Origin of the sequence: Halomonas sp. SpR1 (assembly GCF_031010175.1) — a bacterium.
In the GTDB taxonomy this organism is placed as follows: Bacteria; Pseudomonadota; Gammaproteobacteria; order Pseudomonadales; family Halomonadaceae; genus Vreelandella.
The window spans coordinates 43059-68735 of the sequence record NZ_JAUAMB010000028.1 but is presented as its reverse complement, the minus strand read 5'-3'; the positions used below and the strand labels follow the sequence as shown (position 1 = coordinate 68735).

The window sequence follows — 25677 nt, the reverse complement described above, 5'->3', positions numbered from 1 at the left end:
ACCCTTGCCGTCGGCTAGCACTTCCCCTTGCCGGGCGTGCAGGGGACTTTCACCCCCAAGTCATCCTGAGGCACCACCCCCAGGAACAGCGCCAGTCAAGGCGCTGCGCGCCATGCCTGGCGCACCAAAAAAATGGCCTGTCATGTCGACAGGCCAGTAAAAAGTTATGTTTTAGCAGAGGGAATGAGGTGTACCACGGCGTTAAATGGTTAGATTTAGTGTTTAAGCACCCGCGCCAGGAAGGATTGGGTGCGTTCGTGTTGCGGCGAATCGAACAGTTTTTCTGGACGCCCCTGCTCGGTAATCTCGCCTTTGTGGATAAAAATGACCCGGTCGGCAACCTCGCGGGCAAAGCCCATTTCATGGGTGACAATCACCATGGTCATGCCTTCCTTGGCCAGCTCGCGCATGGCATCCAGCACTTCACCGATCATTTCCGGGTCAAGCGCCGATGTGGGCTCGTCAAACAGCATTAGGCGGGGTTCCATGGCCAAGGCACGAGCCAGTGCTACACGTTGCTGCTGGCCGCCTGAGAGCTGGCTGGGGTATTTGTCGGCCTGATCGGCAATACCCACTCTATCCAACAGACGTTTGGCGTTGCTGACCGCGTCTTCACGGCTTAAACCGCGCACTTTCATCGGCGCCAGCGTGACGTTGTCGATCACGCTGAGATGGGGGAAAAGGTTGAACTGCTGAAAGACCATGCCCACTTCGGTGCGGATGGTTTGCAGCGCTTTGGTGCTCTTGCCATGGGGTAGTAGTTCATTGCTGTCGACTACCAGGCTGCCGGATTGGAACTCTTCCAAACCGTTAATACAGCGAATAAGCGTGGATTTGCCTGAGCCACTGGCACCGATAATTACCACCACTTCACCGGGCACAATCGTAAGATCAATGTTGTTGAGTACGTGCAGGCTGCCAAAGTGCTTATTGAGCTGCTGCATACGCACAATTGGTTGCTTTGTGTCGTTCATTGCGCGTGTCCTTATTGTCCGGCCAGGCCTCTGCGCTCAAGTTGGCGCAGGATGATGGAGAGCGTCCAGGTGATCGCCAGATACATCAGGGCGACCATAAAGTAGACCTCAAGGGCGGTGAAGGTGGTGGCGATATAGATCTGACCCTGACGCACCAGTTCACCGACGCCGATCACTGAAAACAGTGAAGTGTCTTTGATGCTGATGATGCCTTGGTTCCCCAGGGGAGGAATCATGCGTCGAAACGCCTGGGGCCAGATAACGTAGCGAAACGCCTGGGTACGGGAGAGCCCTAGGGAGAGCGAAGCTTCACCTTGGCCGCGTTCAATCGACTGTACCCCGCCGCGGACAATTTCCGAGATATAGGCGCCGGAGTTGACCGCAATAGCGGCAATACCGGCGACCAGAGCGTTAATAGGGCTGCCTAACAGCTGCGGCAAACCGTAAAAGATAAACAGCACCTGAACCAGAATAGGGGTGCCGCGGAACACCTCGACATAGACAATGGCTGGCCAGCGCAACCAGCGCAGAGGGCTGATGCGTAACAGGCCAAAGAAGATGCCGATAAAGAAACCGATAGCCAAGCCGCCAAACGAAATAAGTAGCGTCCAGGGAATACCCGGCAGCAGGTAAGGGATAGACCCAAACGCTGCCGCCCAATCAAACTGAAAATTGACGTCCACGCGTAGACTCCTGAAACAGAAAACAGCTGACAAAAAACAGATAAGAAACGTTACAGGGCCGGGGGTTGTGGCCACCCGGCCCTGTAACGGCGTTACGCTATTGCTGAGCTTTTACACTCACTCTTCGCTGGGCGCTTCACCAAACCACTTGGTGTAGATCTCATCGTAGGTGCCATCTTCACGCATAGCGGCCAGTGCTTCGTTGGTGGGCTCTACCCACTCGCTGCCTTTGTGGAAAACAATACCGTACTGTTGGCCTTCATACAGTGGGCCAACGACCTTGGTACGGCCTTCTCCACGGGTTTGCGAGAAGTAGGCGACGTTAGGTGCGTCATAGAGTACGGCGTCGACGTTACGGCCTAACAGCGCCATGTACATGTCGGCGGTGGCGGGGTAAGGAGTGATGTCAGCATCTTCGCCTAGCTCTTGCTGAAGAAAGTCGTAGCTGGTGGAGCCGATCTTAGTAGCAACGCTAAGGCCTTCGAGATCTTCCAGGGTCTCAACATCGTCATTATCCGCACGCACGATAATTCTCAAACCCGAGTCGTAATAGGGGTCAGAAAAATCGACGACTTCCGCACGCTCTTCGGTAATGGTAGTACCCGCAATGGCGATCTCCTGGCTGCCGGTTTGCACGGCGGGAATAATGCCGGAGAACTCCATGGTGGTGAGGTTGACTTCAAAACCTGCGCGTTCGGCAACTTCGTTGATGATATCCATATCGAAACCGACCATTTCGCCGGTCTCTTGATCCATCATTTCAAAGGGCACAAAGCTTGGGTCAGTTGCCACGTTCACCGATGGCGTTTGGGCCATGGCGGCAGTGGCGCTGCCCAATCCCAGTGCGAGCGCCAGCGTTGTTTTGGTTAGGCTGAGTGGTAGTGCTACTTTCATAAGTTTCCCCGTGCTTTGTGTGGCTTTTTGCGGGTTGCAAAGCGGTTTAACCGTTTGATGCTCTTTATAAACTGCTATTTAAGCCATTGTTGACCTATAAACCTTGGCGAGAAACCGTCAGGGCGTCAAGTCACGGGGAGCGCTGTGAGCCAACGCTGTTTAGACCATAAAGGAGGCGCCGCAGCCGCAAGTGGTGGTGGCATTGGGGTTTTGAACGCGAAAACGCGCACCCGCCAGACCTTCTTCATAGTCGACGGTGGAGCCTACCAAATATTGATAGGAGAGGGGATCAACCACTAGGGCAGCGTTACCGAACTCAATAACGGTGTCATCGTCGGCGACGTTGTCAGCAAAGTCGAAACCGTACTGAAAACCTGAACAGCCGCCACCGGTCACGTAGACGCGCAGCTTAAGTGATGGGTTATTCTCTTCTGCAATCAGCGCATTAATACGTTTGCGTGCGCTATCAGAGAGCAGTAATGGGGTAGGAACAAAGGCTTCTGCACCGCTCATGGGTACCTCCCGCGAGCTTTAAGAACGAATAAATCGGCATTGGGGGATGATTATGGGTAATTCCCAGCAAATTGGTCAACTATTGTGTTGGTATATCAAGCAGAGGGCAGCTCGCCGAGGAGGCGCTGTGAATCCTTCCATGGACGCTACATTTGCCATCCATGGCAAATGACCTCCTCTCTGAGCTGCCCTCTGCATGCTGGTGTTTTGTTTGGTTTAAGGCATCAGTGCTGGAGCGGTGAGTCCTGTGTTCTCGTCAAAACCAAACATCAGGTTGAGGTTTTGGATCGCTTGGCCCGAAGCGCCTTTGACCAGGTTATCGATCACTGATAGCACGACCACCGTGTTGCCATTGTTAGGCCGGTGGACTGCCAGGCGGCAGGTGTTGATACCTTTGACGCTGCGCGTTTCGGGGTGGCTTCCTGCGGGCATTACATCGACAAAGGGTTCATCGGCGTAGCGCTGCTCAAAAAGGGCCTGCAGGTCGCCCGGTTCAGCGGTTAACTGGCCGTAGAGCGTGGCGTGGATACCGCGAATCATCGGCGTTAGGTGGGGCACGAAGGTTAACCCCACCGTGGATTGCTGGATATCCCTAAGCCCCTGGCTAATTTCCGGCAGATGGCGGTGGCCGCTTGCGCCATAGGCTTTCATCGACTCGCTGGCTTCGGCGAGTAGTGAGCCCACTTTAGCGCCGCGGCCTGCGCCGGTAACGCCGGATTTGCAGTCAGCAATCAGTTGGCCTGGATCGATCAAACCCGCTTCCAGAAGCGGCAGGTAGCCCAGCTGAACGCTGGTGGGATAGCAGCCGGGTACTGCAATCAAGCGTGCGCTTTTGATTTTCTCCCGGTGCATTTCCGGTAGGCCGTAGACCGCCTCTTGCAACAGTTCCGGGGCGCCGTGGGCCTGACCGTACCAGCGGCTCCATTCGTCGGCATCGCGCAGCCGGAAGTCGGCCGATAGATCAATCACCCGAGTGCCGTTTTCGAGTAGCTCCCCCGCCAGGGCGTGGGCAACACCGTGGGGGGTGGCAAAAAAGACCGCGTCCATGGCACCCAGCTGTTTGGCATCCGGCTCGCTAAACGCCAGGGTGTCGTAATGGCCGCGCAAGTTGGGGTACATATCGCACACCTTGACGCCGGTTTCCGAGCGCGAGGTAATCATAGCGACGTTAACCTGGGGGTGCTGGGCGAGTAGCCGCAGTAACTCAACGCCGGTGTACCCGGTACCGCCAACTATGCCGACCTTAATCACAAATCACTCCTTGCGGGTTACGCAGAACGTTTTTCATATTAGCTTCAGTTATTACAGCCTATGCGGATTGCTGCGCGCTGTCGAAGCTTAGCAGTCTATGATACACAAGAGGGTGGAGAGATAAGAACACTAGAACTCATAATCAGGAAGGTCGCTGTGGCGCGTTTTTCCCTGTCGGATTTTACCTTAGAGAGTTTTCGTCGCCAGTTGGCCAACGTCGATGCCCTTCCGCAGCTGTGTGTGCTGGGACTTGTCTCGGGAGTTATTACCGGCGCTGTGATGGTGGCGTTTCGGCTGCTTTTGGAAGCGGGCGCTGCGCTCTACATGACCGATGGCGATCCAGAAGCGTTTGAAAGCATGGCGCCGTGGCTGCGCGCGCTGTTGCCCATGCTGGCAGTAACGCTAGTGGGAATGCTGCTGTATAGGCAAAAACCGGCGGCGCGTAAGCTGGGTGTTGGCCATGTGATTGAGCGGCTGACCTACCACCAAGGCCGTTTTCCCCTGCGCAACTGGCTCAACCAGTGGTGGGTAGGTGTCATATCCGTCCTGGGCGGCCTCTCCGCTGGCCGTGAGGGGCCAGCGATTCATTTGGGAGCAGCGGCGGCCAGCGGGCTTGGCCAACAGATGCGCCTGCCCAATAATAGCCTGAGAGTACTCGTGGCATGCGGTACCGCTGCGGGTATTTCCGCCTCCTTTAATACGCCTATTGCGGGTGTCATCTTCGCCATGGAAGTGGTGATGATGGAGTACACCTTGATGAGCTTTATGCCTGTCATCTTGGCTTCCACCATGGGGGCGCTGGTGGCGCAGTTGGCTTATGGCAACGAGCCCGCCTTTCGTATTCCAGAGATAGCACTAGGCTCATTGATCAACTTGCCATGGATCGTCGTGACTGGGCTTGTGATTGGTCTACTCGCAGGCTTGTTTATCCATATTTCACGTAGCCAGCGGATTATACAGTGGCCGCTGTGGTGGCGACTTGGATTAGTGGGGGTGGCAACGGGTGCGGTGGCCTGGTGGTTCCCCCAGGTTCAAGGAATCGGCTATGACAGTGTGGCGGCGGCACTCAATAATCAATTGGAAATTAAAGTCCTGCTGGCGCTGATGGTTGCCAAACTGCTGATTACCGCGCTAACCGTTGCCGGGGGGGTACCCATCGGTATTATTGGCCCGGTACTGGTAGTGGGGGCTGCCACGGGCGCGCTGTTTGGTTTGCTGGGTGGTTGGCTTTGGCCGGCTAAAGCCGCTGATCCAGGTATTTACGCGATGCTAGGCATGGCCGCGATGATGGGGGCGGTGCTACAGGCACCTCTGGCCGCGCTAATGGCGCTTTTGGAGTTAACCCATACGCCGAGTATCATGCTGCCTGGCATGTTGGCGGTAGTGGTGGCGTGTTTAACTTCGCGCCAATTGACCGGCTGTGAGGGATTTTTTATCAGCACGGTGCGCTACGGGTTGCACCCGCTTCAGCAGCCGTTGATGCAGGCCCTCTCAAGGGTCTCGGTGCCTGCGGTGATGGAGCGGCAACTGGTGCGTACCGAGCGAATGATAACCCCGGATCGAGCGCGGCTTTTATTAGAAACCAACCCGGTGTGGTTAGTGATTGAGCGCTCAACCGAGGAAAAACCCGTGCTGGGGCTAAAAGCTGCTGAACTTGCACGCTGGCTGCTTGAGCACGATGAGGCGCTGCAGGGGGAAGAGCCGCCGGCGGATGAGCTAATTGATCTACTGGAAATCCCTGGGCAGCGTTTGGAGCTGGCGCCGATTGGTTTACAGGCGACGCTTTCCGAAGCGTTTCTAAAACTGCAGGATGACGCTCTGGGGGCGCTCTACGTTGTTCATGGCTATCGCCCAAAGCAGCGGCGTATTTCAGGTATTATCACCCGTGGCGCCATTGAGCGTTATTACCACTACACTGACCCACGCGGCGTCGATTCCCGTGGCCCCGATGCGTGAGACGATAATTTCCAAAACCTGATTTTAAAGACCTGATTTTAAAGACCTAGACGCACGCGAGAAGGACTCATCACTTTAAGGAGCGACAATGTACCTATGGGTGAAGGCTATTCACTTAATGGCAGTGGTGACGTGGTTCGCTGCGCTGTTCTATTTACCCCGGCTGTATGTGTACCACGCCACCGCGCGGGATAACGGCGATGAACAGGCCATCAGCTACTTCAAAACCATGGAACGCAAACTCTACCGTGGCATCATGACGCCATCGATGATTGCGGTACTTATTTTCGGTGGCTGGATGCTCTACCTGGTGCCCGAATGGTTTAGCCAGGGCTGGATGCACGCCAAGCTGGCGCTTGTAGTCTTGCTGATTGCTTATCATCACGTCTGTTTGATCTATTTGAAACAGTTTGCTCAGGATCGTTGTACCAAGGGGCATGTGTTTTTCCGCTGGTTTAACGAAGCGCCGGTGATTGCGCTAGTGGCGATCATTCTGCTTGCCGTTGTGAAGCCCTTTTGATGCGCCGACCGCTTCCCCCCGTGGTGTTGGTACTCGCTGGGCACGACCCGACGGGTGGCGCTGGGTTAATCGCTGACAGTGAAGCCATTGCAGCCTGCGGCGGCTGGGCAGTCACGATCCCCACTGCGCTGACAGTACAAAATTGCCATAATGTGACCCGCGTGATTCCTGCTGAGGCTACTGCGATGCGCCAAATGGCCGAGGCGATTAGCGAGATGCAGGTCGCGGCGATTAAGATTGGCCTACTTGCTGACGAAGACACCCTGCGCGCCGCGGAGCAAATTATTCGCCGTTTTCCAGGCATCCCCGTGGTAGCGGATCCGGTCTTTAAAGCCGGTGGCGGAACTGAGTTATCCACACCTGCTTTGCGACAATTGTTTATTGACCGCTTACTTCCGCTTGTGGATATCTTAACTCCCAACCGCGCTGAATTGGCCCAGCTGACGCCTGATATCATTACCCCTTTCGATGATACGGCTCGCGCGGTGGTACTCATGTCACAGGGCTGCCAAGCCATTCTGGTAACAGCGACGGATGAGCCGCTACCCGGCAACGACCAGCAGGTGGTACACACCTTGCATTCGCCCGATACCACTCGCCAATGGCAGTGGCCGCGGTTGCCCGAACGCTTCCATGGCTCTGGCTGTACGCTTGCCTCGGCCATTGCCGCTCGCCTTGCAGTTGGTGAGCGCTTACCAACAGCTTGTGAGCAGGCACAGCACTTTACTTGGCAAAGTTTGTCTCAAGGCTTCCAACCGCCCAGCGGGCAGTGTTTGCCACATCGATTTTCACGGGCTGTCCGTTTTTGATTCGACCTTCAATACTCCATTGACCGAGAGGATGCCATGACTACATCAGCTGAACTATTCGACCTTGCCAGTCGCCATATCCCCGGTGGGGTCAACTCACCCGTCCGGGCGTTTAAGGGGTTACACCGCCCGCCGGTCTTTATGGAGCGTGCTCAAGGCGCCTTTCTGTTTGACGTCGAAGGCAATCGTTACGTGGATTATGTCGGTTCCTGGGGGCCCATGATTACTGGGCATGCCGACCAAGACGTACTGGCTGCGGTGCGAGCACGATTGGATAACGGACTGTCATTTGGTACCCCTACCGCCGTCGAAACCACCATGGCAGATTTGATCTGTGAGATGATTCCCTCCATGGATATGGTGCGCATGACCAGCTCGGGTACCGAAGCCACCATGTCGGCGATACGCCTGGCGCGAGGCACCACCGGCCGCGATAAGATCGTTAAGTTTGAAGGGAACTACCACGGCCACTCCGATTCGCTGCTGGTAAAAGCGGGGTCGGGGGCCCTGACCCACGGCGAGCCCAGCTCGCCGGGTGTGCCTGCGTCGCTGGCTGAACACACCATTACCCTGTCGTTTAACGATCCTGAAGGTGTGGAAGCGTGTTTTAGCGAGATTGGCGATCAAATTGCTTGCATCATCGTTGAGCCTGTTGCTGGCAATATGAACTGTATCCCGCCGCAGCCGGGCTTTCTGGAAACGCTGCGCCGGGTATGTAACGAATACGGCAGCGTGCTGATTTTTGACGAAGTGATGACCGGTTTTCGCGTGGCAATGGGCGGTGCACAAGCCCACTACGGTATCGTGCCCGATCTAACCTGCTTGGGAAAAATTGTCGGCGGCGGCATGCCGGTGGGCGCTTTTGGTGGCAAGCGCGAGATAATGCAAAATATTTCTCCCCTGGGGCCAGTTTACCAAGCGGGCACGTTGTCGGGTAACCCGCTGGCGATGGCCGCCGGCATTGCGCTGCTAACCAAGCTACAGGTACCGGGCTTTCACGATGCGCTTACCCAGCGGGTTAATACGCTTTGCACGGGCCTTCAGGAGCGCGCCAATGCAGCAAGGGTGCCGATGATGACACAGTCGGCGGGCGGTATGTTTGGGCTCTTCTTCACCTCACAAAGCCGTGTGGATAACTTTGCTCAGGCCACTGCCTGTAATCCGGATGCCTTTCGCCGTTTCTTTGGTGCAATGCTTGATCACGGTGTTTACTTGGCGCCTTCGGCTTTTGAGGCGGGCTTTATGTCCAGTGCTCATACGCCGGAAGATATTCAGTTCACCCTGGATGCAGCAGAAAAAGCCTTTGCAGTTATGTAACGGCAAGTAACTAAAAGCCCGCTATACTGCAAGAGCCGCTCACCTTGAGCGGCTCTTGACTTAGATGAGAGCTACCCCGATGACCCAACCAACGGCTTGGCGATACGTGATCTGCGCAGCGGGGCTGCTAGCCTGCTTGCCGCTGGCTGCACAGTCGCCTCAGGAGCAGGACATGACCCAGATCCATATCACCATGAGCGGTTCACCAGGCGCAGAGTTTTCCGCCCACTGGCGGATTACCCACGAAGGCGAAACCACCGAGCACATTGAAGAGAGCGGGACAGTACCTGCTGAGTACACCTTTACCGGTACCGAACTTGAAGGCACGGTAAAACTGTTAAGTGACGATGAGCGGCTAGAGGTGGATATTCAGAAAGGCAGTAACCGGTCGCGTTCGTCGACTCAGGGGGCAGGGGGTACATTGACGTTGATGATTCGTTAATACCCTTTAGCTGAGGGTAATAAAAAAACCGCCCCAGTTCGGGGCGGATTGTATGAGCACACGATGTTTATTTTAACATCGTTTTGCTTAGTGGCCTTGGCTAACAGTGTTAACGTTGCCATTGCCGTAGGTTACGATGCTAGAGGTGTGCTGACCCCAGAAAGCACCGCTTTGCGTAACGGTATTGTTGTTATAGCTGCCATGAGTTTCGATATAAGAGTCGTGACCATAGCCAGACTGAGCTACGTTATAGGTGTTGTGATCACCATTAGCTAAAATAGTACTCTCTAAATAGTAGCCATTTTGGTTTACAACGGCGTCATTGCGGTCACCACCCATATAAGCATAGCTATCGTTATATGAGCCAGTCTGTGTGATTTCAGCATCGTTGAAAGCACCGTTTTGCTCAACTACAGACTTATTCCCAGAACCATCTTGGTTGACGATCGCATCATTCCCAAATCCTTGAATGTAGGCGTAGCTATCATTAAATTTACCACTTTGGGTGATGTCAGCGTCATTGTGGAAACCAATTTGCTCCACTACTGAAACATTTTTATAACCATCTTGATCAACGGTCGCACTGTTAAAGAGATTCTCTTGATATACGGTAGAGTCATTCTTAGTGCCTAATTGGGTAACGTCTGCCGAGTTACCGCTACCGATTTGTTCTATTCCAGAGTCGTTAAGGCCGGGTAGTGTTGTAGCAACACCGGAGACATCATCTTGTGATACTGTTGCCGAGTTATAGCTGCCTTGTTGATAAATACGTGAGTTTTGCGATCCCCACTGAGTAACATCGTTAGTATTGTTGTTACCGCTTTGGTAGATGTAAGAGTCGCTACCACCTGAATACTGTGCAAAAGCAGCAGTACTCATAGCGAAGGCAACGGCAGCAGCGATAGTGGTGATTTGAGTTTTCATGGTGTTTCCCCATTATGTCATACTTGCTTTAGTTATTACTGAGACAACATTTGTTGCTCAGTAGGTTTCGACGGTGACTGGGCGTGCATTGCTTGAAAACGCTTGTTGTTCAACACTAATGCCACGATAGCCACTCCCCGATTGTGAAATCTGTACGTCACTACGATTGCCTATTTGGCGCACATAGGAGTTCAACTCTCTTGATGTGTTGCCTGACTGAGTAATATCCACTTTGTGATTTCTACCTATTTGTGAGATATTACTAATGTTATTTCCGCCCGTTTGTTTTACTTCCGCCGAGTTGTAATTTCCTAGTTGATAAATACTGGAAAAGTTCCCGGCTTGGTAACTAGCAGATTGCGAAACGTTGGTGCGATTATTGTTACCAATTTGCGCAATAACGCTGTAGTTACCCTGGTTGTTTTGGGCTGCGGTTTGCTTGGAAAACTGTTCCACGCGGCTGTTGTCCGCATTGCTTATCACAGAAAATGAAACTGTTGCCGTTAGCAGCGTTGCTACTAACACAGCTCGCTTTGTTGAGGAGCACTTCAGTTCCATAGTATTTCCCTCTGAAACGGTTTGTATCAATTTGTATTTCTTGTGTTGAGTTTGGATCAATTGAAAATTTACGCTATCAGATATTTTCTTATTTCTGTTGTGCAATTTCTCATGTTTATTAAAGAGTGAATAATGAGTTTTCTAATCAGTTTTTTAACTTTATGCTTATAAAAATGGTCATGCTTTTAGCATGACCATTGATTTTTTATTTAACGAATGCTCCTCAATAAAGTCGTGGTGTTTACAGCATGGGAACGGGTGCGTCGAGATAGTCTGCCAGAATAGTGTCTTGCAAATTAACGTTATTGCCCAGGTTCCAGAGATTATTTTCTACTCCACGCGCGACCAAATGTATAACTGCTGATTCAATCGCGGACATGACGGCGAGTTGTACTGGCTCGTTGGTAGTAAGTCCAACTTCGGCTTCTAGTAAACGCCGGAAGTCGATAAAACGATAAACACCCGCCCGCATTTCTTTCGAATAGATAGTTTTTGTAGTGGTTACGTTAGCCAGTACTTCGCCAGTGGATATTTCAACCGCGCGTAAATTGACCGTTACCTGGTCAACTTGGTATTGCCCTGAGGCGCCAATGCCAAAATACTCAGCACCAGCTCCACCGGTACGCACGTTTGATTCGTAGGCAATAATGCCGCCTTCGAGCATCACAGAGGCAGCACGGAGTGATGGCAATGTATCTGGCTGGCCGAAGCGCTCGAACTCTGCACGAATAATTCGCCTCTCGGTAAGTAAGTTCTGTAACCCCACTCGCTCAAGCGGTATAAACCAGCCGGAATCTGCTAGTGCTCCGGTCAGCATCGCCGCCGCACCTTGTGTTACAGCGGTTGAAAACGTGCTGGCGGGGGCGGGACGGTACTGACCTGTTTGATCGCGGAAGTCATAAACTGAAACGAATATTCGTCCTGCTGGAGGCGGTAGAGAGACCAAGTCTTGATAGGTTGCACCCCGGGGCGTGAGCGTTGCTTGTGCCCCTTCTAAATTTTCAGATGTCGCGACCATGCCAGCACAGCCGCTGAGCAAACCAACCAAGAGTAGCGAAGCGATAATTTTCATAATGTTCCCCTGAATGACACGCAACTGTAAGTAGGCTGATTGATAGCCTCGTTAGTTTTTTCTTAGTATTAAAAGCAGGTAAGAGATTAGGGGTTAAATAAACCGCCTACGCTAATATTGGTAACATCTCCGGTGACTTTATCGATCACTCTTACGATAAGCTGCCCACCTTCATCACGTACCACAACGCTAAAATCTCCGCTATCGAACGATCCTTCACCCACATTACCTGCCCCAACATCACTGATTAATTGTGATATCAAACGACTCTCAAGACTTTGAATAAGCCGTTCGGTCGATGAGAGTGACTCTATACCCCTGGCATTAGGGTCGGTGTTTGTATCCTGCGACTGCGCTTTACCCAGTAAATAGCTACCCATGAAGGGGTCGCCGCCAAAGGAGGGATTTATTGGTGTATAAATCAGTTCTCCTGCGTTTGCGTTTAGGGGTAGCGTAGTTGCCAAGATGATGGTTGCCAGAGCACTGCCAGCTGTTATTTTGAGTATATTTTTCATTAACGTAGCTCCTCTTTTCCCAGGTCTTTGTCAGAGGTAAGCGCAGAGGCTAGCTGTTGGCGTAGCAGCGCTTCTTCGACGGTTTGCACGGCTTCCCCAGCGGCACGATCTGCTTCATTGATCTTTGGGGAGAGCTGTGTACGGAAATACATACGATTGCCTTCCATCACCCATATTTGGCTACCCCAGCGTGCGTCAGGACGCTCATTAATAGTGATAGTGGCGTTACCGATAATCAGGTTATCCATCGCCCGCTGGCTAAAGGCGCGATAGAAGGTTTTACCGGCCATGGTGATTGTTCTATCTACCATGACGCCGGTTAGCTCACTTCCGCCGTTAGCGTTGCCCCGCACTTCAGGCCCATCAGGGCTAGAGAGCTGATTAATAGCGTCAACGGCTTCTTGTTCGTTGGCGGGTAATGCCTCGGCAGGATCAGCCGGTTCGTTGGCCAATGCTGAAGATGACATAACCCATACAACCACGATTAAAAAGCCAATACTTAAACGGTTTATTGATGACATAGCAGTTACCTTTACCCTTAAGGGTTACCGGTGTCGCTGAAGGCTGCGTGCGGTTTCTATATTGGGCAAAATTGGTCCCAAGTTCTGATGAATCCAGTTGAGCGCTTGAATGCGGTTATGAACGTTAATTTTGCGAAAAATGTTGTAAAGGTGAGACTTAACGGTGTGCTCACTAACAAACAGCTTTTCGGCAATTTGTTGATTGGATGAGCCTGCGCTAAGCAGCGAAATAATCTCCATTTCCCGGTTAGTGAGTCCGCAGGCTGGGCGGAAGGCATTACTTTGGTATTTGCGATAGAACAGGATCAAACGCGCCATTAAGTCGCGCGACATCCAGAGCTCTCCTTCCAGCAGCGCGTGAATGCCTTTGCAGATGACCTCAAGACTTTCATTACGATAAAACACGCCTTTTAGCTGAGCGCACGAGAGCGCTTCCAGGGCGTGATCCATATCATGAATGTTGAAGGCGGCTAGAGGTGTTTTAGTGAGAGCATCGGGTAACTTATCTTGCCATTCTGGTAACGCATCAATCCCTATATGATCACTGTCGATAAGAATCAACAGGTTACTCGTGGCGGAAATAGGTAACGCCGAGTGGGGAGAGTGAATACTTATTTGACATCCGGTGTGCTTGTTCAAGTACTCAGCGAACAGCTGTACTTGGGGACTTTTTTCGGTAACCACATACACCGTTCCGGTAGACGTTTCCTGCGACATTGGGGAGCCCTCGTGGAAAGAAAGAGTGAGCAGGTAGCCTCTGAAGTGTTGACCATAAGATACATTTCGTAAAGTTTTGTTATTAAAAATGTGGTAAAAATAATCGATCGTGAGCGTCTTTGTTTTCATACAGGTGTTTTTATTTCTTTGAAAACAAGGATTAATTGTTTTATTAGTAAAATATGGAGTGAGATTTTTCAGATACGTTAAGTAACATTCTGGTGGCTTTTGATACGGTGAATGAGCGCGTAAACTGACTCTCTACTGTTAGGAGTACACATATGGCCGCCGTCAATACCCTTGTTCTTGCCAGTGGCAATTCAGGAAAGTTAAGAGAATTCAATCAATTACTTTCACCTTTGGGCTTCGATGTTCGCCCCCAGGCAGACTTTGGTGTTACCGAGGTGGAAGAAACGGGTCTAACCTTCGTCGAAAATGCTCTGTTAAAAGCGCGCGAAGCGAGCCTCGTTAGTGGGTTACCGGCATTAGCAGACGATTCTGGGCTGGAAGTTGACGCACTGAACGGCGCACCCGGTATTTATTCCGCCAGGTATGGCGGTGAGCCCAGGAGTGATGAGAAAAATAATCAAACGTTGTTAACCGCGTTAAGTGATTATGCGGAAGGGCAGAGGAGCGGCCGTTACTGGTGCGTTCTCGTTTATTTGCGTCACCCGAAAGATCCAGTGCCGATCATTGTGCAGCGCAGTTGGAAAGGTGAGATTCTTGCTCATCCCCGAGGTAAGGATGGGTTCGGCTATGACCCGCTTTTTTGGTTACCTGATCAGGGTATGAGTGTTGCCGAGCTGCCCAGCGACACTAAGAATCGCCTTAGTCATCGTGGTCGTGCGCTGCAAGGCTTGGTGGAGTTATTGAAGGTGGCGCATGGCTGATAAGCTGCCGCCACTCTCGCTGTATATCCACACACCCTGGTGTGTCCGTAAATGCCCGTACTGTGATTTCAACTCTCATGAGCCGGGGACGCATGGTTTTACACCTCGGGATTTACCTGAAGCCGCGTATCTTGATGCATTGCTACAAGACCTGGATAACGATCTAGTCCTCGCGGCTGGCCGGGAAATTCAGACTATCTTTATCGGCGGTGGGACTCCCAGCCTGCTGTCGCCCGCCTTTTATGAACAATTATTAAAAGCGATTAACGCGCGTTTACCTTTCGCCAATGATATAGAGATTACCTTAGAGGCAAATCCAGGTACCACTGAGCAAGAGCGTTTCATTGGTTACCGGAAAGCAGGTATTAATCGCCTCTCGCTGGGTATTCAAAGTTTTCAGCCCGATCAATTGCATGCTCTGGGGCGTATTCATAGCGGTGATGAAGCGATCACTGCGGTTGCACAGGCGCGCCAGGCGGGCTTTACCAACATTAATATCGACCTGATGCACGGTTTACCCGACCAAACGCCCCAATTGGCGATGGATGATATTGTGCAAGCGCTGGCATTGGCACCTGAGCATCTCTCTTGGTATCAATTGACCCTTGAGCCAAATACGGCCTTTCACTCTCAGCCGCCGGTGCTTCCCGAGGAAGAGGCGCTTTGGGATATTCAGGACAAGGGCCATCAGCTTCTGGAACAGGCGGGTTTCAAACGTTACGAGATTTCGGCATACGCTAGCGCCAATCATCAAAGCCGTCATAACCTCAACTATTGGCAGTTTGGTGACTACCTGGGGATTGGCGCGGGTGCCCATGGCAAGCTTAGTCATATTGACGAAAATGGGCAGTGGCGCATAGAGCGGCGCTGGAAAACCCGCCAGCCGGACGCATATTTAAAGCGTACAGATGATCTGCGTGGCTTTATAGCGGGTAAGCAGCTTATCAACGCGGATGAGCTGCCGTTGGAGTTTGCCATGAATGCGCTACGGCTTACTGACGGGGTTGCATTGGATACATGGAGAGCCAACACTGGGCAGGCTCCTGCAATGTTACTTACGCGTTTACAATCTGCCGAGAAAAAAGGACTTTTGATGCAAATGCCTGAAAAACTGCGTGCATCTCCTCAAGGTCTATTATTCTTGAATGAGTTGCTAACCATGATCAGTGATGATTGATTAGCGATGATTAAAAAAGGTGTTTCGAACATAAACAAGGAGTGAGCAATGCGTATTTCTCGACTACTGACACCGCTGGCAGCCGCGATTCTACTGGCTGGTTGTGCCACATCGGATCCTTATGGTGGCCAAACGCAGCGCTCTAGTACCGCGATGGGCACCGGGATTGGTGCCGCCGTAGGTGCAGCTGCTGGCGCCCTTTCTGGCGATGGTAGTACTAGCCGACGCGACCGTGCATTGATCGGCGCCGCCGTAGGTGCTGCAGCTGGTGCTGGCATTGGTGTCTATATGGATCGCCAAGAGCAACAGCTGCGTGAAAACCTGGAAGGTTCGCGCATTGAGATCGATCGCCGTGGTGACGATATCGTGCTTAATATGCCTAGCGGCGTAACCTTTGGCTTTGATTCTGCCGACCTTACCAGTGAAGCACGCAGTTCTCTTAATGAAGTCGCTAATGTTCTCACTCAATATCAGGACACCCGCGTCAATATTGCAGGTCATACCGATAGCACCGGTGATGCGAGCTATAACCAGCGGTTGTCTGAGCGTCGCGCTCAATCCGTGGGTAACTACTTAACCCAAAACGGCGTTTCATCTACGCGTCTTAACACTACTGGGTATGGCGCCACCCAGCCAGTTGCCAGCAATGACAATGAGCAGGGCCGCGCTCAGAATCGCCGGGTAGAAATTACCCTAACACCCACCGGTGATGGCCAGCGCTAATACTCTTAACCTGGCTATTACCCTCCCAAGCCCGCTATGCTCACATAGCGGGCTTTTTTTCATTCACTTGCCGATGAGTCTCCATGCTCTCTTATCAACATGCCTACCATGCCGGTAATTTTGCGGATGTACATAAACATCTAACGCTTTATGCGGTAATTGATTATTTATTACGTAAAAGATCTGCCATTACATATGTCGATACTCACGCGGGTCGAGGACTCTATCCTCTCAATGCCCAAGAGACGCAACGTTTGCAGGAGTACCGTGAGGGCATATGGCCGGTGTGGCAAGCCCATGCTGGGTGCCGTGATGAGCTACTTAACGCGTGGCGAGCAGCGCTAGCAAGCGCTCAACCCATGCCAGAGGCACTGACTCACTATCCAGGCTCTCCTTGGTGGCTGGGTCATTCTCTACGCGAGCAGGATCAGTTGCGGCTGTTTGAGCTGCATCCCGGCGAGCATGAGCAGCTAAGCGCCCAGGGGTTAACGCCACACGCACAACGTGTGTTTGGTGACGGTTTGGCGGGTCTAACAGCGATGCTGCCTGTCACATCACCACGCTTGTGTGTGCTTATTGATCCTAGCTACGAGCGTAAAGTGGAGTATCAGGAAGTTGCCGAAACAGTGGCTTATACGCTGGATAAAGCGCGTCATGGGGTGGTATTGATTTGGTATCCGCTGCTACCAGCAGGGCATCATCACACGCTTTTAAGCAGCCTCAAAGAGAGCGGCATACGCAAGATATGGCGCAGCGAGCTGCTGCTGCGCGAACCTGGCGAGCAGGCTCACGGCATGTTCGGTAGCGGTATGCTGGTGATTAATCCGCCCTGGGGGCTAGATGAACGCCTGGCAGCGGCGATGGCGGAAATTACCCCGCTGCTCGGTGCGAATAGCCGCTATCAGGCGGATTGGTGGGTGGGGGAGTAGTTGTTGTAACGAGACCCTATTTGCCGATACAAAAACTGCCGAAAATCTCCCCTAATAGATCATCGGCGCTGAACTCGCCGGTGATCTCGCCCAAGGCTTGTTGGGCGTCACGCAAATCTTCCGCCAGTAGTTCTCCCGCGCCATAGCCATTCAGTTGAGCCTGCCCGGTCGTAAGGGCTGTCATTGCCCGGTCGAGGGCATCCAGATGTCGCCGTCGTGCTGAGAAGCGACCTTCCGTCGTCGCGGTATAGCCCATCACATCTTTTAAATGCGCTTTTAAGTTATCCACACCCTCGCCGGTTTTAGCCGATAAGCGCACGGTAGGTGGCGTTGTGGATATATCTAATCCAGCTGGTTCTGCACTGGTATCAATCTTATTGCGCACTAGCGTCAAGCGCTGCTGATCAGGGAGGCGAGCGACGAACTCGGGCCAGATGGCCATAGGGTCGGTGGAAGCTGTGGTGCTGGCATCAACGAGTAGTAGTACCCGGTCAGCTTTCTCTATCTCGGCCCAGGCACGAGCGACACCAATTTTCTCAACCGCATCGGGCGTATCGCGCAGCCCAGCGGTGTCGATGATATGTAGCGGCATACCGTCGATATGAATATGCTCACGGAGTACATCCCGGGTAGTACCTGCGATATCCGTTACAATGGCGGTATCTTGCTCAGTTAGCGCATTAAGCAGGCTCGACTTACCCGCATTGGGTCTTCCTGCGATGACCACGCTCATTCCTTCACGGAGCAGTGCGCCTTGGCCTGCTGCCTGACGTACGTCGCTCAGTGCTTGCTGGACACTGCTTAAATGCTGGGCAACATGGCCGTCAGCTAGAAAGTCGATCTCCTCTTCGGGGAAGTCAATCGCCGCTTCAACGTAGACGCGCAGCTCTATCAATCGCTCCACCAGTGTGGAGACGCGCTTTGAGAACTCGCCTTGTAGTGAGCGTACGGCGTTTTCTGCCGCTGAACGTGAAGTGGCATCAATGAGGTCTGCGATGGCTTCTGCCTGGGCCAGGTCAAGCTTATCGTTTAAAAACGCCCGTTCTGAAAACTCTCCCGGCCGGGCCAGGCGAGCTCCCAATGCCACACAGCGCTCCAGCAACATATCCATAATAATCGGGCCGCCGTGCCCCTGGAGCTCCAGTACGTCTTCGCCGGTAAACGAGAGGGGGCCATTAAAGAACAGGGCGATGCCCTCATCAATACTGCCTTCCGCGCCCTGAAAGGGGCCGTAGTGAGCGTATCGCGGGGCAGGGCAATGCCCAACCATGGCCTGAGCGATTTTGCGGCAGGCAGGCCCAGAGACGCGGATAATGCCCACGCCACCGCGACCAGGGGGGGTTGCCAGCGCCGCAATGGTGTCAGGTGTATAGAGGCGTTCGGCCATGGTGAATCTCTTTTTAAATTGGCAGGTAACGAAATTGATCGGCCTAGTGTGAATTTTTCAGTCTTAAAACGCCAGACCCCCGCTCGAGGCGGGGGTCTGAAGGTGCTAATTAAACGGCGGGCTATTTGGTTTTCATGCCCTTGCCGATACTCGGGTCATTTTCGATTTTACGCGTAATGTAGTACTGCTGCGCCACCGAAATGATGTTGTTAACCACCCAGTAGATGACCAGACCGGCCGGGAACCACAGGAAGAAGAAGGTAAAGATGATGGGGAGCATCTTCATTATCTTCGCCTGCATTGGATCTGGCGGTGTGGGGTTCAGCATCTGCTGCACGAACATCGAAATGCCCATCAGAATCGGCAGAATGAAGTACGGATCCTTCACCGATAGATCCTGAATCCAGAAGATAAACGGCGCATGGCGCAATTCAACCGACTCCAGCAGCATCCAGTAGAGTGCGATGAAGACAGGCATCTGGATCACAATAGGTAGACAGCCCCCCAGCGGATTGATCTTCTCCTTCTGGTAGAACTTCATCATCTCTTGCGACATTTTCTGCCGGTCGTCGCCATACATCTCTTTCAGACGCTGCATTTCCGGGCCGAGTTTACGCATCCTGCCCATGGATTTGTAAGCTTTGGCAGAGAGCGGGAACAGTACCGTTTTAACCAGTACGGTTAACAGAACAATCGACCAACCCCAGTTACCGACAATGTCGTGGATGTGATCCAATAGCCAAAACAGCGGGTTAGCAATAAACCACAGCCAGCCATAATCCACGGTTAGTTGCAGGTTGGGAGCGACTTGCTCCAGGTAATCCTGCACCTTAGGGCCCATGTAAAGTGTGGCACCCAGCGTCGCTTCACTATCGGCGGCAATAGAGCTAGTGGGGCCGGCAAAGGCCACAACGTTACGGTTGCTGGAGTCAGTGGTGACGTAATAAAGGTTCTGCTGATCCTGCTGAGGTGCCCATGCGGATACAAAGTAGTGCTGGATAATGGCTATCCAACCGCCCTGTGCTTCGCGGTTCTCAAATTTATGGCTTTGAATATCGTCGAAGTCGATCTTCTCGTAGCGCGCATCCGGCGTTGAGTAGGCCGCTCCCAAATAGGAGTTCATACCCATTGAGACACCGCTTGACGGGTCTGGGCTATTGTCGCGTGCCAGCTGGCCAATGAAGCGCGCACTCACCGGTGCGTCGGTGTTATTGGCCAGGTAGTAATTGACGTTGACCGCATAGCTACCGCGCTCAAAGGTGAGGCGTTTCATTACTTCAACGCCGTTAACGTCGGCGGTTAGGTCAACGCTGAGTTCGTCCTCGTTATCGCCTAAACGATACTCTGAGTTTTCAGGTGTGAATGCGATACGGCTAGCTTGGCCATCGAGCTGAAGGCCTGAGCGAGCCACGTAGCTACGGCTGCTGTTATCCGATAACAGCACGTAGTTACGGTCTGAATCGAGGGAGAGCTTGTGCTGCGGTAACGCGGCATAAACTATGTCGCCACCGTGTGGATCGATACGCACATCGAGGACGTCAGTCGTCACGGCAATGAAGTCGCGGCTGGATGTTTCGCTTTCGGTATCAGGAATACCTTCACCTACCGCACTCTGCTGTGAAGACGTACTCGGCACCGCTAAGCCGCCCTCTCCATCTTCAGTATTGCTAGGCGATGTGGAATTGCTGCGTTGCGTCGTTTCAGGCACTGAATCGTAATTCGGCTGCCCGTAATCCTGATTCCACTGGACGACTAGCAAGTAGGCGAGTACGGCTAGTGGAATCAGTAATAAAAGTCGTTTTACGTCCATGAGGGTTCTGCCCGCTGGGTGGTGAACATGCTAATGGCGCAGTGTCATTTACTCGACTCTTGACACACGAAAGCCTGCCAGTTGGCAGGCCGAGGTCGAGCGGCGAGGGGTGCACCAAAGGTCACGTGTCACGCTTAGGCGTTGGTACTGCTGACACCGCCTGTGCGTCACGCTGAAGTCGCTTCCACATGCCATGTAACTGGCGATGCAAGGTGTCGTTATCGATATCCTGAACGCCGCGTCGTGCTAGCACCACTATATCCACAGAGGGTAGCTGATCTTGACGAAGACGAACGGATTCTCTAACCAGACGCTTGAAACGGTTGCGATCTACGGCGCGTTTAACATTTTTTTTGCTGACCACTAGTCCAAGGCGGGGATGTCCCCGAGTACTCAAGCGGACTAACGCCATCATACCTTTGCCATGCACTTTCAGGTCGGCTTGCTCAAACACGTGACTAAAATCCCCAGCATTTAGTAACCGTAATTGCCGGGGAAAGCCTTGCTGCGGCACACGCAATCCGAGATCAGGCGCTCAGACGCTTGCGGCCCTTGGCACGACGACGTGCGAGGATGGCGCGACCGTTTTTGGTTGCCATACGAGCACGGAAGCCATGCGCGCGCTTGCGCTTGAGAACGCTAGGTTGAAAAGTGCGTTTCATAACTCGTTATTCCCACGTGGTTTAGGACGGAAAGTGAATTCCAAAAAGCCCGGTCCAGTGAGGAACTAGCCGGGGAGATTCAATTCAAGACCGGAAATTGTAGAGACTTCCTCTGCTGGGTGCAATTTTTCCTTGCATAAAAGTGTTATCACACCTCAGCCAGCGTGATTGATGCAGTGAGAGTAGCAATTAATGAGGACACTACTATTACTAATAGGTAGTTCTAAACCTGTTGTTATTAATAGTGGGGATACTATTTGTGGATAAGCATTTTTTATTATTATTTTTCAATAGCCTATGATAATAAAAAATCTGTGTGTAAGTCCCGTATAAGCCGTCCACAAGGTGTTGGATAGATGTGGTTAACCATTGCATAAGGCGCATTTTTAACGATTGTCCCCCACCGATCCACAAGGTTTTCCCATAGGCTCATTGCAAGTTGTCCACAGGTCAATATTGAAGGCTAAACCCGTGTGGATAACCGAGGCTTTGGGCGCTACAATGGTCGGCCGTTTTCAACCGATGGTGAGATGAGTGTCACTGACGCTTTGGCAACAGTGCCTGGACAACCTGCAGGATGAGCTGAATTCACAGCAGTTCAATACCTGGATACGCCCGCTGCAGGCAGAAGAAGGAGAGTCCAACGAGCTGCGCTTATTGGCGCCGAATCGCTTCGTGCGCGATTGGGTGAGCGATAAGTATGCCAAGCGGATTAGTGAGCTGATGCGGGAGCTCGCACCGGCCAAACCGCCTAAGGTGAGCCTGACGGTAGGCAGTCGCCGCTTGGCAACCCAAGCCCCTCAGCATCGTGATTTAGGTAATCCTGTATCGGCTTCATCTTCGCGTCCGGCATCGCCAGCGGTACACACGCCGCCACGAGGCGATATTGCCGATGAGCGCGAAATCGATAGGCTGCGTGATGAAGCGCCGAGTCGGCGTAATAATGAACGTCAGGTACAGGTAGAGGGGAGCCTGAAGCATGGCAGTGGGCTCAATCCAAATTTTACTTTCGATACGTTTGTAGAAGGTAAGTCGAACCAATTAGCACGCGCGGCCTCTCGGCAGGTGTCTGAAAATCCTGGCGGCGCTTATAACCCCTTGTTTTTATACGGCGGTGTTGGCCTGGGTAAAACCCACTTGATGCATGCGGTGGGGAACGCTTTGGCAACTCGGCGTGAAAACGCCCGGGTGGTGTACCTGCACTCAGAGCGGTTTGTCGCCGATATGGTCAAGGCGCTACAGCTTAATGCGATTAACGATTTCAAGCGCTTTTACCGTAGTGTCGACGCGTTACTTATTGATGATATTCAATTTTTTGCGGGAAAAGAGCGTTCGCAAGAAGAGTTCTTTCATACCTTCAACGCACTTTTGGAGGGGGGGCAGCAGATGATCCTCACCTCAGACCGTTATCCGAAAGAGATCAGTGGGGTAGAGGAGCGCCTTAAGTCACGCTTTGGTTGGGGTCTTACCGTTGCCATTGAACCGCCGGAGCTTGAAACCCGCGTGGCCATCTTGATGAAAAAGGCCGACCAAGCTAAGGTCGATTTGCCTCACGATGCGGCTTTCTTTATTGCCCAGAAAATTCGTTCCAACGTGCGCGAATTGGAAGGTGCGTTGAAAAAAGTCATTGCTGATTCGCACTTCATGGGTAAAACGATTACCCAGGACTTTATTCGAGAATCTCTGAAAGACCTGTTAGCCCTTCAGGATAAGCAGGTTGGGGTTGATAATATTCAGCGTACGGTTGCCGAATATTACAAGATTAAGGTGGCGGATCTACTTTCCAAGCGTCGTTCACGCTCAGTTGCTCGCCCTCGTCAGGTGGCGATGGCGCTTGCAAAGGAGCTAACCAATCACAGCTTGCCTGAGATTGGCGATGCCTTTGGTGGGCGTGACCATACAACGGTGTTGCACGCTTGCCGAAAAGTGAAATCATTGCAGGAAGAGAGCGCGGATATTCGTGAGGATTACAAGAATTTACTGCGCCTGTTGACCAGTTAATCATTCCATGGGACGGGCCTGTTACGCGCAGGTCTTTCAGGATATAGAACCGGAGTATTGATGAAATTTTCGATTTCCCGAGAGGCGCTGCTACGTCCGCTGACTCTGGTCGCTGGTGTTGTTGAGCGTCGACAAACGCTGCCAGTACTGTCTAATGTGCTGATTCAAGTTGAGGGTGACCAGGTATCGCTCACCGGCACTGATTTAGAAGTCGAGCTCGTTGGTCGCACGGTGGCAAGCCAGGTCGATCAGACAGGTTCTGCGACAGTGCCCGCGCGTAAGCTGATGGATATTTGTAAATCACTACCCGATCAGTCTGACATTCAGCTGGGTGTTGAAGAGGGGCGTGCGGTACTTCGCAGTGGGCGTTCGCGTTTTACTCTTTCGACTCTCCCTGTGGCTGAATTTCCCAATATTGAAGATGCGGACGGTAGCCAGGAGATTAGCGTACCCCGTGGTACTTTAAAGCACCTGATTGAAGCCACCTCGTTTGCCATGGCGCAGCAGGATGTGCGTTATTACCTCAACGGTATGCTACTGGAAATTCAAAGCAATTTACTGCGCACGGTAGCCACTGACGGGCACCGTCTGGCGATGTGCTCGCGCCCAATTGAAGTCTCTGTTAGTCAGTCTCAAAAGCTGATTGTGCCGCGCAAGGGGATTTTAGAGTTATCACGTCTGTTAGATGATAGCGATGAGCCTGTCAGTTTAACGCTTGGCTCCAGCCATGTGCGTGCCCATACGGGAGACTTTACCTTCACCTCCAAATTAATCGACGGTAAATTTCCTGACTACGAGCGCGTAGTTCCTCGCAATGGCGATAAGGTATTGATTGCAGAGCGTGCCGAGCTGCGTCAGGTGCTTTCACGTACTGCCATTCTCTCTAATGAGAAGTACCGCGGTGTGCGTCTTTACCTTGAGGAGAATAACCTTAAAGTGATGGCCAACAACCCGGAGCAGGAAGAGGCCGAGGAGAATATCGCCGTTGAGTACAACGGTGGGGCGATGGAAGTTGGTTTTAACGTTGGCTATTTGGTTGATGTGTTGACCGTGCTTAATGAAGATCGCGTACAAATTACCCTGGCTGATCCCAATAGCAGTGCTTTGTTGGAAGAACCCGGCGGTGGCGATGCGCTTTATGTCGTTATGCCTATGCGCCTGTAAACGGCTTTGTTTTGAGGCATGACAATAAATAAACAGGCAGGTCACGTTAGCGGCGCTTCTGGTAGCAGAAGCGCCGCTAACGCGTTGGAATACTCGCTTTCGAGGACTTTTAAGTGGTGATAATAGGATGAGCCTGACACTGCTTAATTTTCACGCTGTGCGCAACCTGCAGCCTGTTGAGATGAAGCCCTCTTCGCGTATCAATGTTATTAGTGGTGCCAATGGCAGTGGAAAAACCAGCCTATTGGAAGGTATTCATATTCTAGGAATGGGGCGCTCTTTTCGCACGCGCCAGTTAAGACACGTGATCCAAATGGATCAGCCGTATATGACGCTGTACGGGCGTTTAAGTGGTGAGCCTGAGGTTACCCTTGGCGTACGCCGGTTACGTGCGCAGAGGGAGCTGGAACTGCGTTTGAAAGGCGATAAAAACGCTCGATTAGCAGAGCTGGTAGAGGCGATGCCGCTGCAGTTAATTAACCCGGATGCGTTTCGATTACTTGAAGGTTCACCCGCCGGTCGTCGTGAGTTTCTCGACTGGGGTGTGTTTCACGTGAAACACGATTTTCTAGCAATTTGGAAGCACACACGTCGTGCGTTGAAACATCGGAATGCACTGCTCAGGCGTGGTAGAATACATCCTCAGGAAATGGCGGTGTGGGAGCATGAGCTGGCCATTTGGGGCGAGCAGATGGATACGCTACGTCGAGATTGGTTCAGTAACTTTTTGCCAGTCTTTGAAGAGACCCTAAAAGTGCTGCTTCCCTTGCCGGGGTTGTCGCTCCATTACGCCAGAGGTTGGGACAAAGAGAGATCTCTAGCGGCGGTGTTGCAGGATAGTCGACCAACCGATCAGCAGATGGGGTTTACTCAGCAAGGCCCACAGCGCGCCGACTTACGCATCAGGATAAATAAACAGCCTGCTGTTGAAGTGCTTTCCAGAGGCCAGCAAAAGTTAGTGGTGAGTGCGTTAAAGCTCGCCCAGGGGCGGTTTCTGGAAAGAACAGCACAGCGGCACTGTATTTATCTTATCGATGATTTGCCAGCAGAGCTTGACGAGCAGAATCGGCAACAGTTTTGTGGGCTACTCGAAGATATGCAGTGCCAAGCATTTATTACCAGTGTCGAACCTTCTGCATTAAAAAATGCCTGGCGCGCTGGAACCCCCGTAGAAATGTTTCACGTGAAACATGGCAAAGAGGGTCTCAGTGATTTATTAAGCGATAGCTAGTGCAGACCAGTAAAAAGTGTGGTCAAGCAAGCTACCG

At 52.4% G+C, this 25677-nt stretch carries 27 protein-coding genes; 12 read left to right on the top strand and 15 right to left on the bottom strand.

Annotated features, from left to right (window positions below; translation table 11 throughout):
* Positions 1 to 215: 215 nt before the first annotated feature.
* The 5 genes from QT231_RS17590 to argC all read right to left on the bottom strand — a co-directional run bounded on the left by QT231_RS17590 (position 216) and on the right by argC (position 4315).
* Complete coding sequence (locus tag QT231_RS17590; protein ID WP_308338134.1) at positions 216 to 974, bottom strand: amino acid ABC transporter ATP-binding protein; 759 nt, start codon at positions 972 to 974, stop codon at positions 216 to 218.
* Positions 975 to 985: 11 nt separating this feature from the next.
* On the bottom strand, positions 986 to 1657 hold the full coding sequence (locus QT231_RS17585; protein ID WP_308338133.1) for an amino acid ABC transporter permease: 672 nt from the start codon (positions 1655 to 1657) through the stop codon (positions 986 to 988).
* Positions 1658 to 1774: 117 nt separating this feature from the next.
* Positions 1775 to 2551, bottom strand: coding sequence for a transporter substrate-binding domain-containing protein (locus QT231_RS17580; protein WP_308338132.1), 777 nt, complete (start codon positions 2549 to 2551; stop codon positions 1775 to 1777).
* Between the two features lie 159 nt (positions 2552 to 2710).
* On the bottom strand, positions 2711 to 3064 hold the full coding sequence (erpA, locus tag QT231_RS17575; protein WP_144810096.1) for an iron-sulfur cluster insertion protein ErpA: 354 nt from the start codon (positions 3062 to 3064) through the stop codon (positions 2711 to 2713).
* A gap of 216 nt (positions 3065 to 3280) precedes the next feature.
* Complete coding sequence (argC, locus tag QT231_RS17570) at positions 3281 to 4315, bottom strand: N-acetyl-gamma-glutamyl-phosphate reductase (protein ID WP_308338131.1); 1035 nt, start codon at positions 4313 to 4315, stop codon at positions 3281 to 3283.
* Positions 4316 to 4471: 156 nt separating this feature from the next.
* Here argC and QT231_RS17565 point away from each other — a divergent pair, with 156 nt between their 5' ends.
* The 5 genes from QT231_RS17565 to QT231_RS17545 all read left to right on the top strand — a co-directional run bounded on the left by QT231_RS17565 (position 4472) and on the right by QT231_RS17545 (position 9359).
* Positions 4472 to 6271 (top strand): chloride channel protein, encoded by a 1800-nt coding sequence (locus QT231_RS17565; RefSeq protein ID WP_308338130.1) that lies wholly within the window; start codon positions 4472 to 4474, stop codon positions 6269 to 6271.
* A gap of 88 nt (positions 6272 to 6359) precedes the next feature.
* Positions 6360 to 6791, top strand: a complete 432-nt coding sequence (gene hemJ / locus QT231_RS17560; protein ID WP_022521043.1) for a protoporphyrinogen oxidase HemJ — start codon at positions 6360 to 6362, stop codon at positions 6789 to 6791.
* Positions 6791 to 7600 carry a hydroxymethylpyrimidine/phosphomethylpyrimidine kinase gene (locus QT231_RS17555; RefSeq protein ID WP_308338129.1) on the top strand — a complete coding sequence of 270 codons (810 nt, stop codon included), beginning with the start codon at positions 6791 to 6793 and terminating at the stop codon, positions 7598 to 7600. Before hemJ ends, QT231_RS17555 begins: the two co-directional genes overlap by 1 nt.
* A 36-nt stretch (positions 7601 to 7636) precedes the next feature.
* Entirely contained in the window at positions 7637 to 8917 is a 1281-nt protein-coding gene (gene hemL, locus QT231_RS17550) for a glutamate-1-semialdehyde 2,1-aminomutase (RefSeq protein ID WP_308338128.1), read from the top strand.
* A 79-nt stretch (positions 8918 to 8996) separates the two neighbouring features.
* Positions 8997 to 9359, top strand: a complete 363-nt coding sequence (locus QT231_RS17545; protein WP_308338127.1) for a hypothetical protein — start codon at positions 8997 to 8999, stop codon at positions 9357 to 9359.
* Between the two features lie 87 nt (positions 9360 to 9446).
* Here QT231_RS17545 and QT231_RS17540 read toward each other — a convergent pair whose 3' ends face one another.
* The 6 genes from QT231_RS17540 to QT231_RS17515 all read right to left on the bottom strand — a co-directional run bounded on the left by QT231_RS17540 (position 9447) and on the right by QT231_RS17515 (position 13666).
* A complete protein-coding gene (locus tag QT231_RS17540; protein WP_308338126.1) occupies positions 9447 to 10283 on the bottom strand; it encodes a curlin subunit CsgB in 837 nt (278 codons plus the stop codon).
* Between the two features lie 57 nt (positions 10284 to 10340).
* A complete protein-coding gene (locus QT231_RS17535; RefSeq protein ID WP_308338125.1) occupies positions 10341 to 10841 on the bottom strand; it encodes a hypothetical protein in 501 nt (166 codons plus the stop codon).
* A gap of 241 nt (positions 10842 to 11082) precedes the next feature.
* Positions 11083 to 11913 carry a CsgG/HfaB family protein gene (locus QT231_RS17530; protein WP_308338124.1) on the bottom strand — a complete coding sequence of 277 codons (831 nt, stop codon included), beginning with the start codon at positions 11911 to 11913 and terminating at the stop codon, positions 11083 to 11085.
* Between the two features lie 86 nt (positions 11914 to 11999).
* Positions 12000 to 12428 carry a curli assembly protein CsgF gene (locus QT231_RS17525; protein ID WP_308338123.1) on the bottom strand — a complete coding sequence of 143 codons (429 nt, stop codon included), beginning with the start codon at positions 12426 to 12428 and terminating at the stop codon, positions 12000 to 12002.
* Entirely contained in the window at positions 12428 to 12949 is a 522-nt protein-coding gene (locus QT231_RS17520; protein ID WP_308338122.1) for a CsgE family curli-type amyloid fiber assembly protein, read from the bottom strand. The genes QT231_RS17525 and QT231_RS17520 overlap by 1 nt, the downstream gene beginning before the upstream one ends.
* 24 nt (positions 12950 to 12973) lie before the next feature.
* On the bottom strand, positions 12974 to 13666 hold the full coding sequence (locus QT231_RS17515) for a response regulator transcription factor (protein ID WP_308338136.1): 693 nt from the start codon (positions 13664 to 13666) through the stop codon (positions 12974 to 12976).
* Between the two features lie 281 nt (positions 13667 to 13947).
* Between QT231_RS17515 and rdgB the strand changes: the two genes are divergently transcribed.
* The 4 genes from rdgB to QT231_RS17495 all read left to right on the top strand — a co-directional run bounded on the left by rdgB (position 13948) and on the right by QT231_RS17495 (position 17385).
* Positions 13948 to 14556 (top strand): RdgB/HAM1 family non-canonical purine NTP pyrophosphatase, encoded by a 609-nt coding sequence (rdgB, locus tag QT231_RS17510; protein ID WP_308338121.1) that lies wholly within the window; start codon positions 13948 to 13950, stop codon positions 14554 to 14556.
* Positions 14549 to 15733 carry a radical SAM family heme chaperone HemW gene (hemW, locus tag QT231_RS17505; RefSeq protein WP_308338120.1) on the top strand — a complete coding sequence of 395 codons (1185 nt, stop codon included), beginning with the start codon at positions 14549 to 14551 and terminating at the stop codon, positions 15731 to 15733. The genes rdgB and hemW overlap by 8 nt, the downstream gene beginning before the upstream one ends.
* Positions 15734 to 15781: 48 nt before the next feature.
* Positions 15782 to 16456, top strand: a complete 675-nt coding sequence (locus tag QT231_RS17500; protein ID WP_308338119.1) for an OmpA family protein — start codon at positions 15782 to 15784, stop codon at positions 16454 to 16456.
* 83 nt (positions 16457 to 16539) lie between these two features.
* A complete protein-coding gene (locus QT231_RS17495; RefSeq protein ID WP_308338118.1) occupies positions 16540 to 17385 on the top strand; it encodes a 23S rRNA (adenine(2030)-N(6))-methyltransferase RlmJ in 846 nt (281 codons plus the stop codon).
* A 16-nt stretch (positions 17386 to 17401) separates the two neighbouring features.
* Here the strand turns inward: QT231_RS17495 and mnmE are convergent, their stop codons facing one another.
* The 4 genes from mnmE to rpmH all read right to left on the bottom strand — a co-directional run bounded on the left by mnmE (position 17402) and on the right by rpmH (position 21244).
* A complete protein-coding gene (gene mnmE / locus QT231_RS17490) occupies positions 17402 to 18772 on the bottom strand; it encodes a tRNA uridine-5-carboxymethylaminomethyl(34) synthesis GTPase MnmE (RefSeq protein WP_308338117.1) in 1371 nt (456 codons plus the stop codon).
* A 121-nt stretch (positions 18773 to 18893) separates the two neighbouring features.
* On the bottom strand, positions 18894 to 20582 hold the full coding sequence (gene yidC / locus QT231_RS17485) for a membrane protein insertase YidC (RefSeq protein WP_308338116.1): 1689 nt from the start codon (positions 20580 to 20582) through the stop codon (positions 18894 to 18896).
* Between the two features lie 121 nt (positions 20583 to 20703).
* On the bottom strand, positions 20704 to 21096 hold the full coding sequence (gene rnpA / locus QT231_RS17480; RefSeq protein WP_308338115.1) for a ribonuclease P protein component: 393 nt from the start codon (positions 21094 to 21096) through the stop codon (positions 20704 to 20706).
* 13 nt (positions 21097 to 21109) lie between these two features.
* Positions 21110 to 21244, bottom strand: coding sequence for a 50S ribosomal protein L34 (rpmH, locus tag QT231_RS17475; protein ID WP_088698236.1), 135 nt, complete (start codon positions 21242 to 21244; stop codon positions 21110 to 21112).
* A gap of 534 nt (positions 21245 to 21778) precedes the next feature.
* Between rpmH and dnaA the strand changes: the two genes are divergently transcribed.
* The 3 genes from dnaA to recF all read left to right on the top strand — a co-directional run bounded on the left by dnaA (position 21779) and on the right by recF (position 25640).
* The gene (dnaA, locus tag QT231_RS17470; protein WP_308338114.1) at positions 21779 to 23245 is read left to right on the top strand and encodes a chromosomal replication initiator protein DnaA; all 1467 of its coding nucleotides are present in this window, start codon (positions 21779 to 21781) and stop codon (positions 23243 to 23245) included.
* Positions 23246 to 23305: 60 nt separating this feature from the next.
* On the top strand, positions 23306 to 24409 hold the full coding sequence (gene dnaN, locus QT231_RS17465; protein WP_308338113.1) for a DNA polymerase III subunit beta: 1104 nt from the start codon (positions 23306 to 23308) through the stop codon (positions 24407 to 24409).
* 127 nt (positions 24410 to 24536) lie between these two features.
* Positions 24537 to 25640 carry a DNA replication/repair protein RecF gene (gene recF / locus QT231_RS17460; RefSeq protein WP_308338112.1) on the top strand — a complete coding sequence of 368 codons (1104 nt, stop codon included), beginning with the start codon at positions 24537 to 24539 and terminating at the stop codon, positions 25638 to 25640.
* Positions 25641 to 25677: the final 37 nt, after the last annotated feature.

Excerpts from the sequence above, each read along its gene's own strand:
- QT231_RS17590 (WP_308338134.1), bottom strand. The coding sequence starts at position 974 with ATGAACGACACAAAGCAACCAATTGTGCGTATGCAGCAGCTCAATAAG.
- QT231_RS17580 (WP_308338132.1), bottom strand. The coding sequence starts at position 2,551 with ATGAAAGTAGCACTACCACTCAGCCTAACCAAAACAACGCTGGCGCTC.
- erpA (WP_144810096.1), bottom strand. The coding sequence starts at position 3,064 with ATGAGCGGTGCAGAAGCCTTTGTTCCTACCCCATTACTGCTCTCTGAT.
- hemJ (WP_022521043.1), top strand. The coding sequence starts at position 6,360 with ATGTACCTATGGGTGAAGGCTATTCACTTAATGGCAGTGGTGACGTGG.
- QT231_RS17555 (WP_308338129.1), top strand. The coding sequence starts at position 6,791 with ATGCGCCGACCGCTTCCCCCCGTGGTGTTGGTACTCGCTGGGCACGAC.
- hemL (WP_308338128.1), top strand. The coding sequence starts at position 7,637 with ATGACTACATCAGCTGAACTATTCGACCTTGCCAGTCGCCATATCCCC.
- QT231_RS17545 (WP_308338127.1), top strand. The coding sequence starts at position 8,997 with ATGACCCAACCAACGGCTTGGCGATACGTGATCTGCGCAGCGGGGCTG.
- QT231_RS17540 (WP_308338126.1), bottom strand. The coding sequence starts at position 10,283 with ATGAAAACTCAAATCACCACTATCGCTGCTGCCGTTGCCTTCGCTATG.
- QT231_RS17535 (WP_308338125.1), bottom strand. The coding sequence starts at position 10,841 with ATGGAACTGAAGTGCTCCTCAACAAAGCGAGCTGTGTTAGTAGCAACG.
- QT231_RS17530 (WP_308338124.1), bottom strand. The coding sequence starts at position 11,913 with ATGAAAATTATCGCTTCGCTACTCTTGGTTGGTTTGCTCAGCGGCTGT.
- QT231_RS17525 (WP_308338123.1), bottom strand. The coding sequence starts at position 12,428 with ATGAAAAATATACTCAAAATAACAGCTGGCAGTGCTCTGGCAACCATC.
- QT231_RS17520 (WP_308338122.1), bottom strand. The coding sequence starts at position 12,949 with ATGTCATCAATAAACCGTTTAAGTATTGGCTTTTTAATCGTGGTTGTA.
- QT231_RS17515 (WP_308338136.1), bottom strand. The coding sequence starts at position 13,666 with ATGTCGCAGGAAACGTCTACCGGAACGGTGTATGTGGTTACCGAAAAA.
- rdgB (WP_308338121.1), top strand. The coding sequence starts at position 13,948 with ATGGCCGCCGTCAATACCCTTGTTCTTGCCAGTGGCAATTCAGGAAAG.
- hemW (WP_308338120.1), top strand. The coding sequence starts at position 14,549 with ATGGCTGATAAGCTGCCGCCACTCTCGCTGTATATCCACACACCCTGG.
- QT231_RS17500 (WP_308338119.1), top strand. The coding sequence starts at position 15,782 with ATGCGTATTTCTCGACTACTGACACCGCTGGCAGCCGCGATTCTACTG.
- QT231_RS17495 (WP_308338118.1), top strand. The coding sequence starts at position 16,540 with ATGCTCTCTTATCAACATGCCTACCATGCCGGTAATTTTGCGGATGTA.
- mnmE (WP_308338117.1), bottom strand. The coding sequence starts at position 18,772 with ATGGCCGAACGCCTCTATACACCTGACACCATTGCGGCGCTGGCAACC.
- yidC (WP_308338116.1), bottom strand. The coding sequence starts at position 20,582 with ATGGACGTAAAACGACTTTTATTACTGATTCCACTAGCCGTACTCGCC.
- rpmH (WP_088698236.1), bottom strand. The coding sequence starts at position 21,244 with ATGAAACGCACTTTTCAACCTAGCGTTCTCAAGCGCAAGCGCGCGCAT.
- dnaN (WP_308338113.1), top strand. The coding sequence starts at position 23,306 with ATGAAATTTTCGATTTCCCGAGAGGCGCTGCTACGTCCGCTGACTCTG.
- recF (WP_308338112.1), top strand. The coding sequence starts at position 24,537 with ATGAGCCTGACACTGCTTAATTTTCACGCTGTGCGCAACCTGCAGCCT.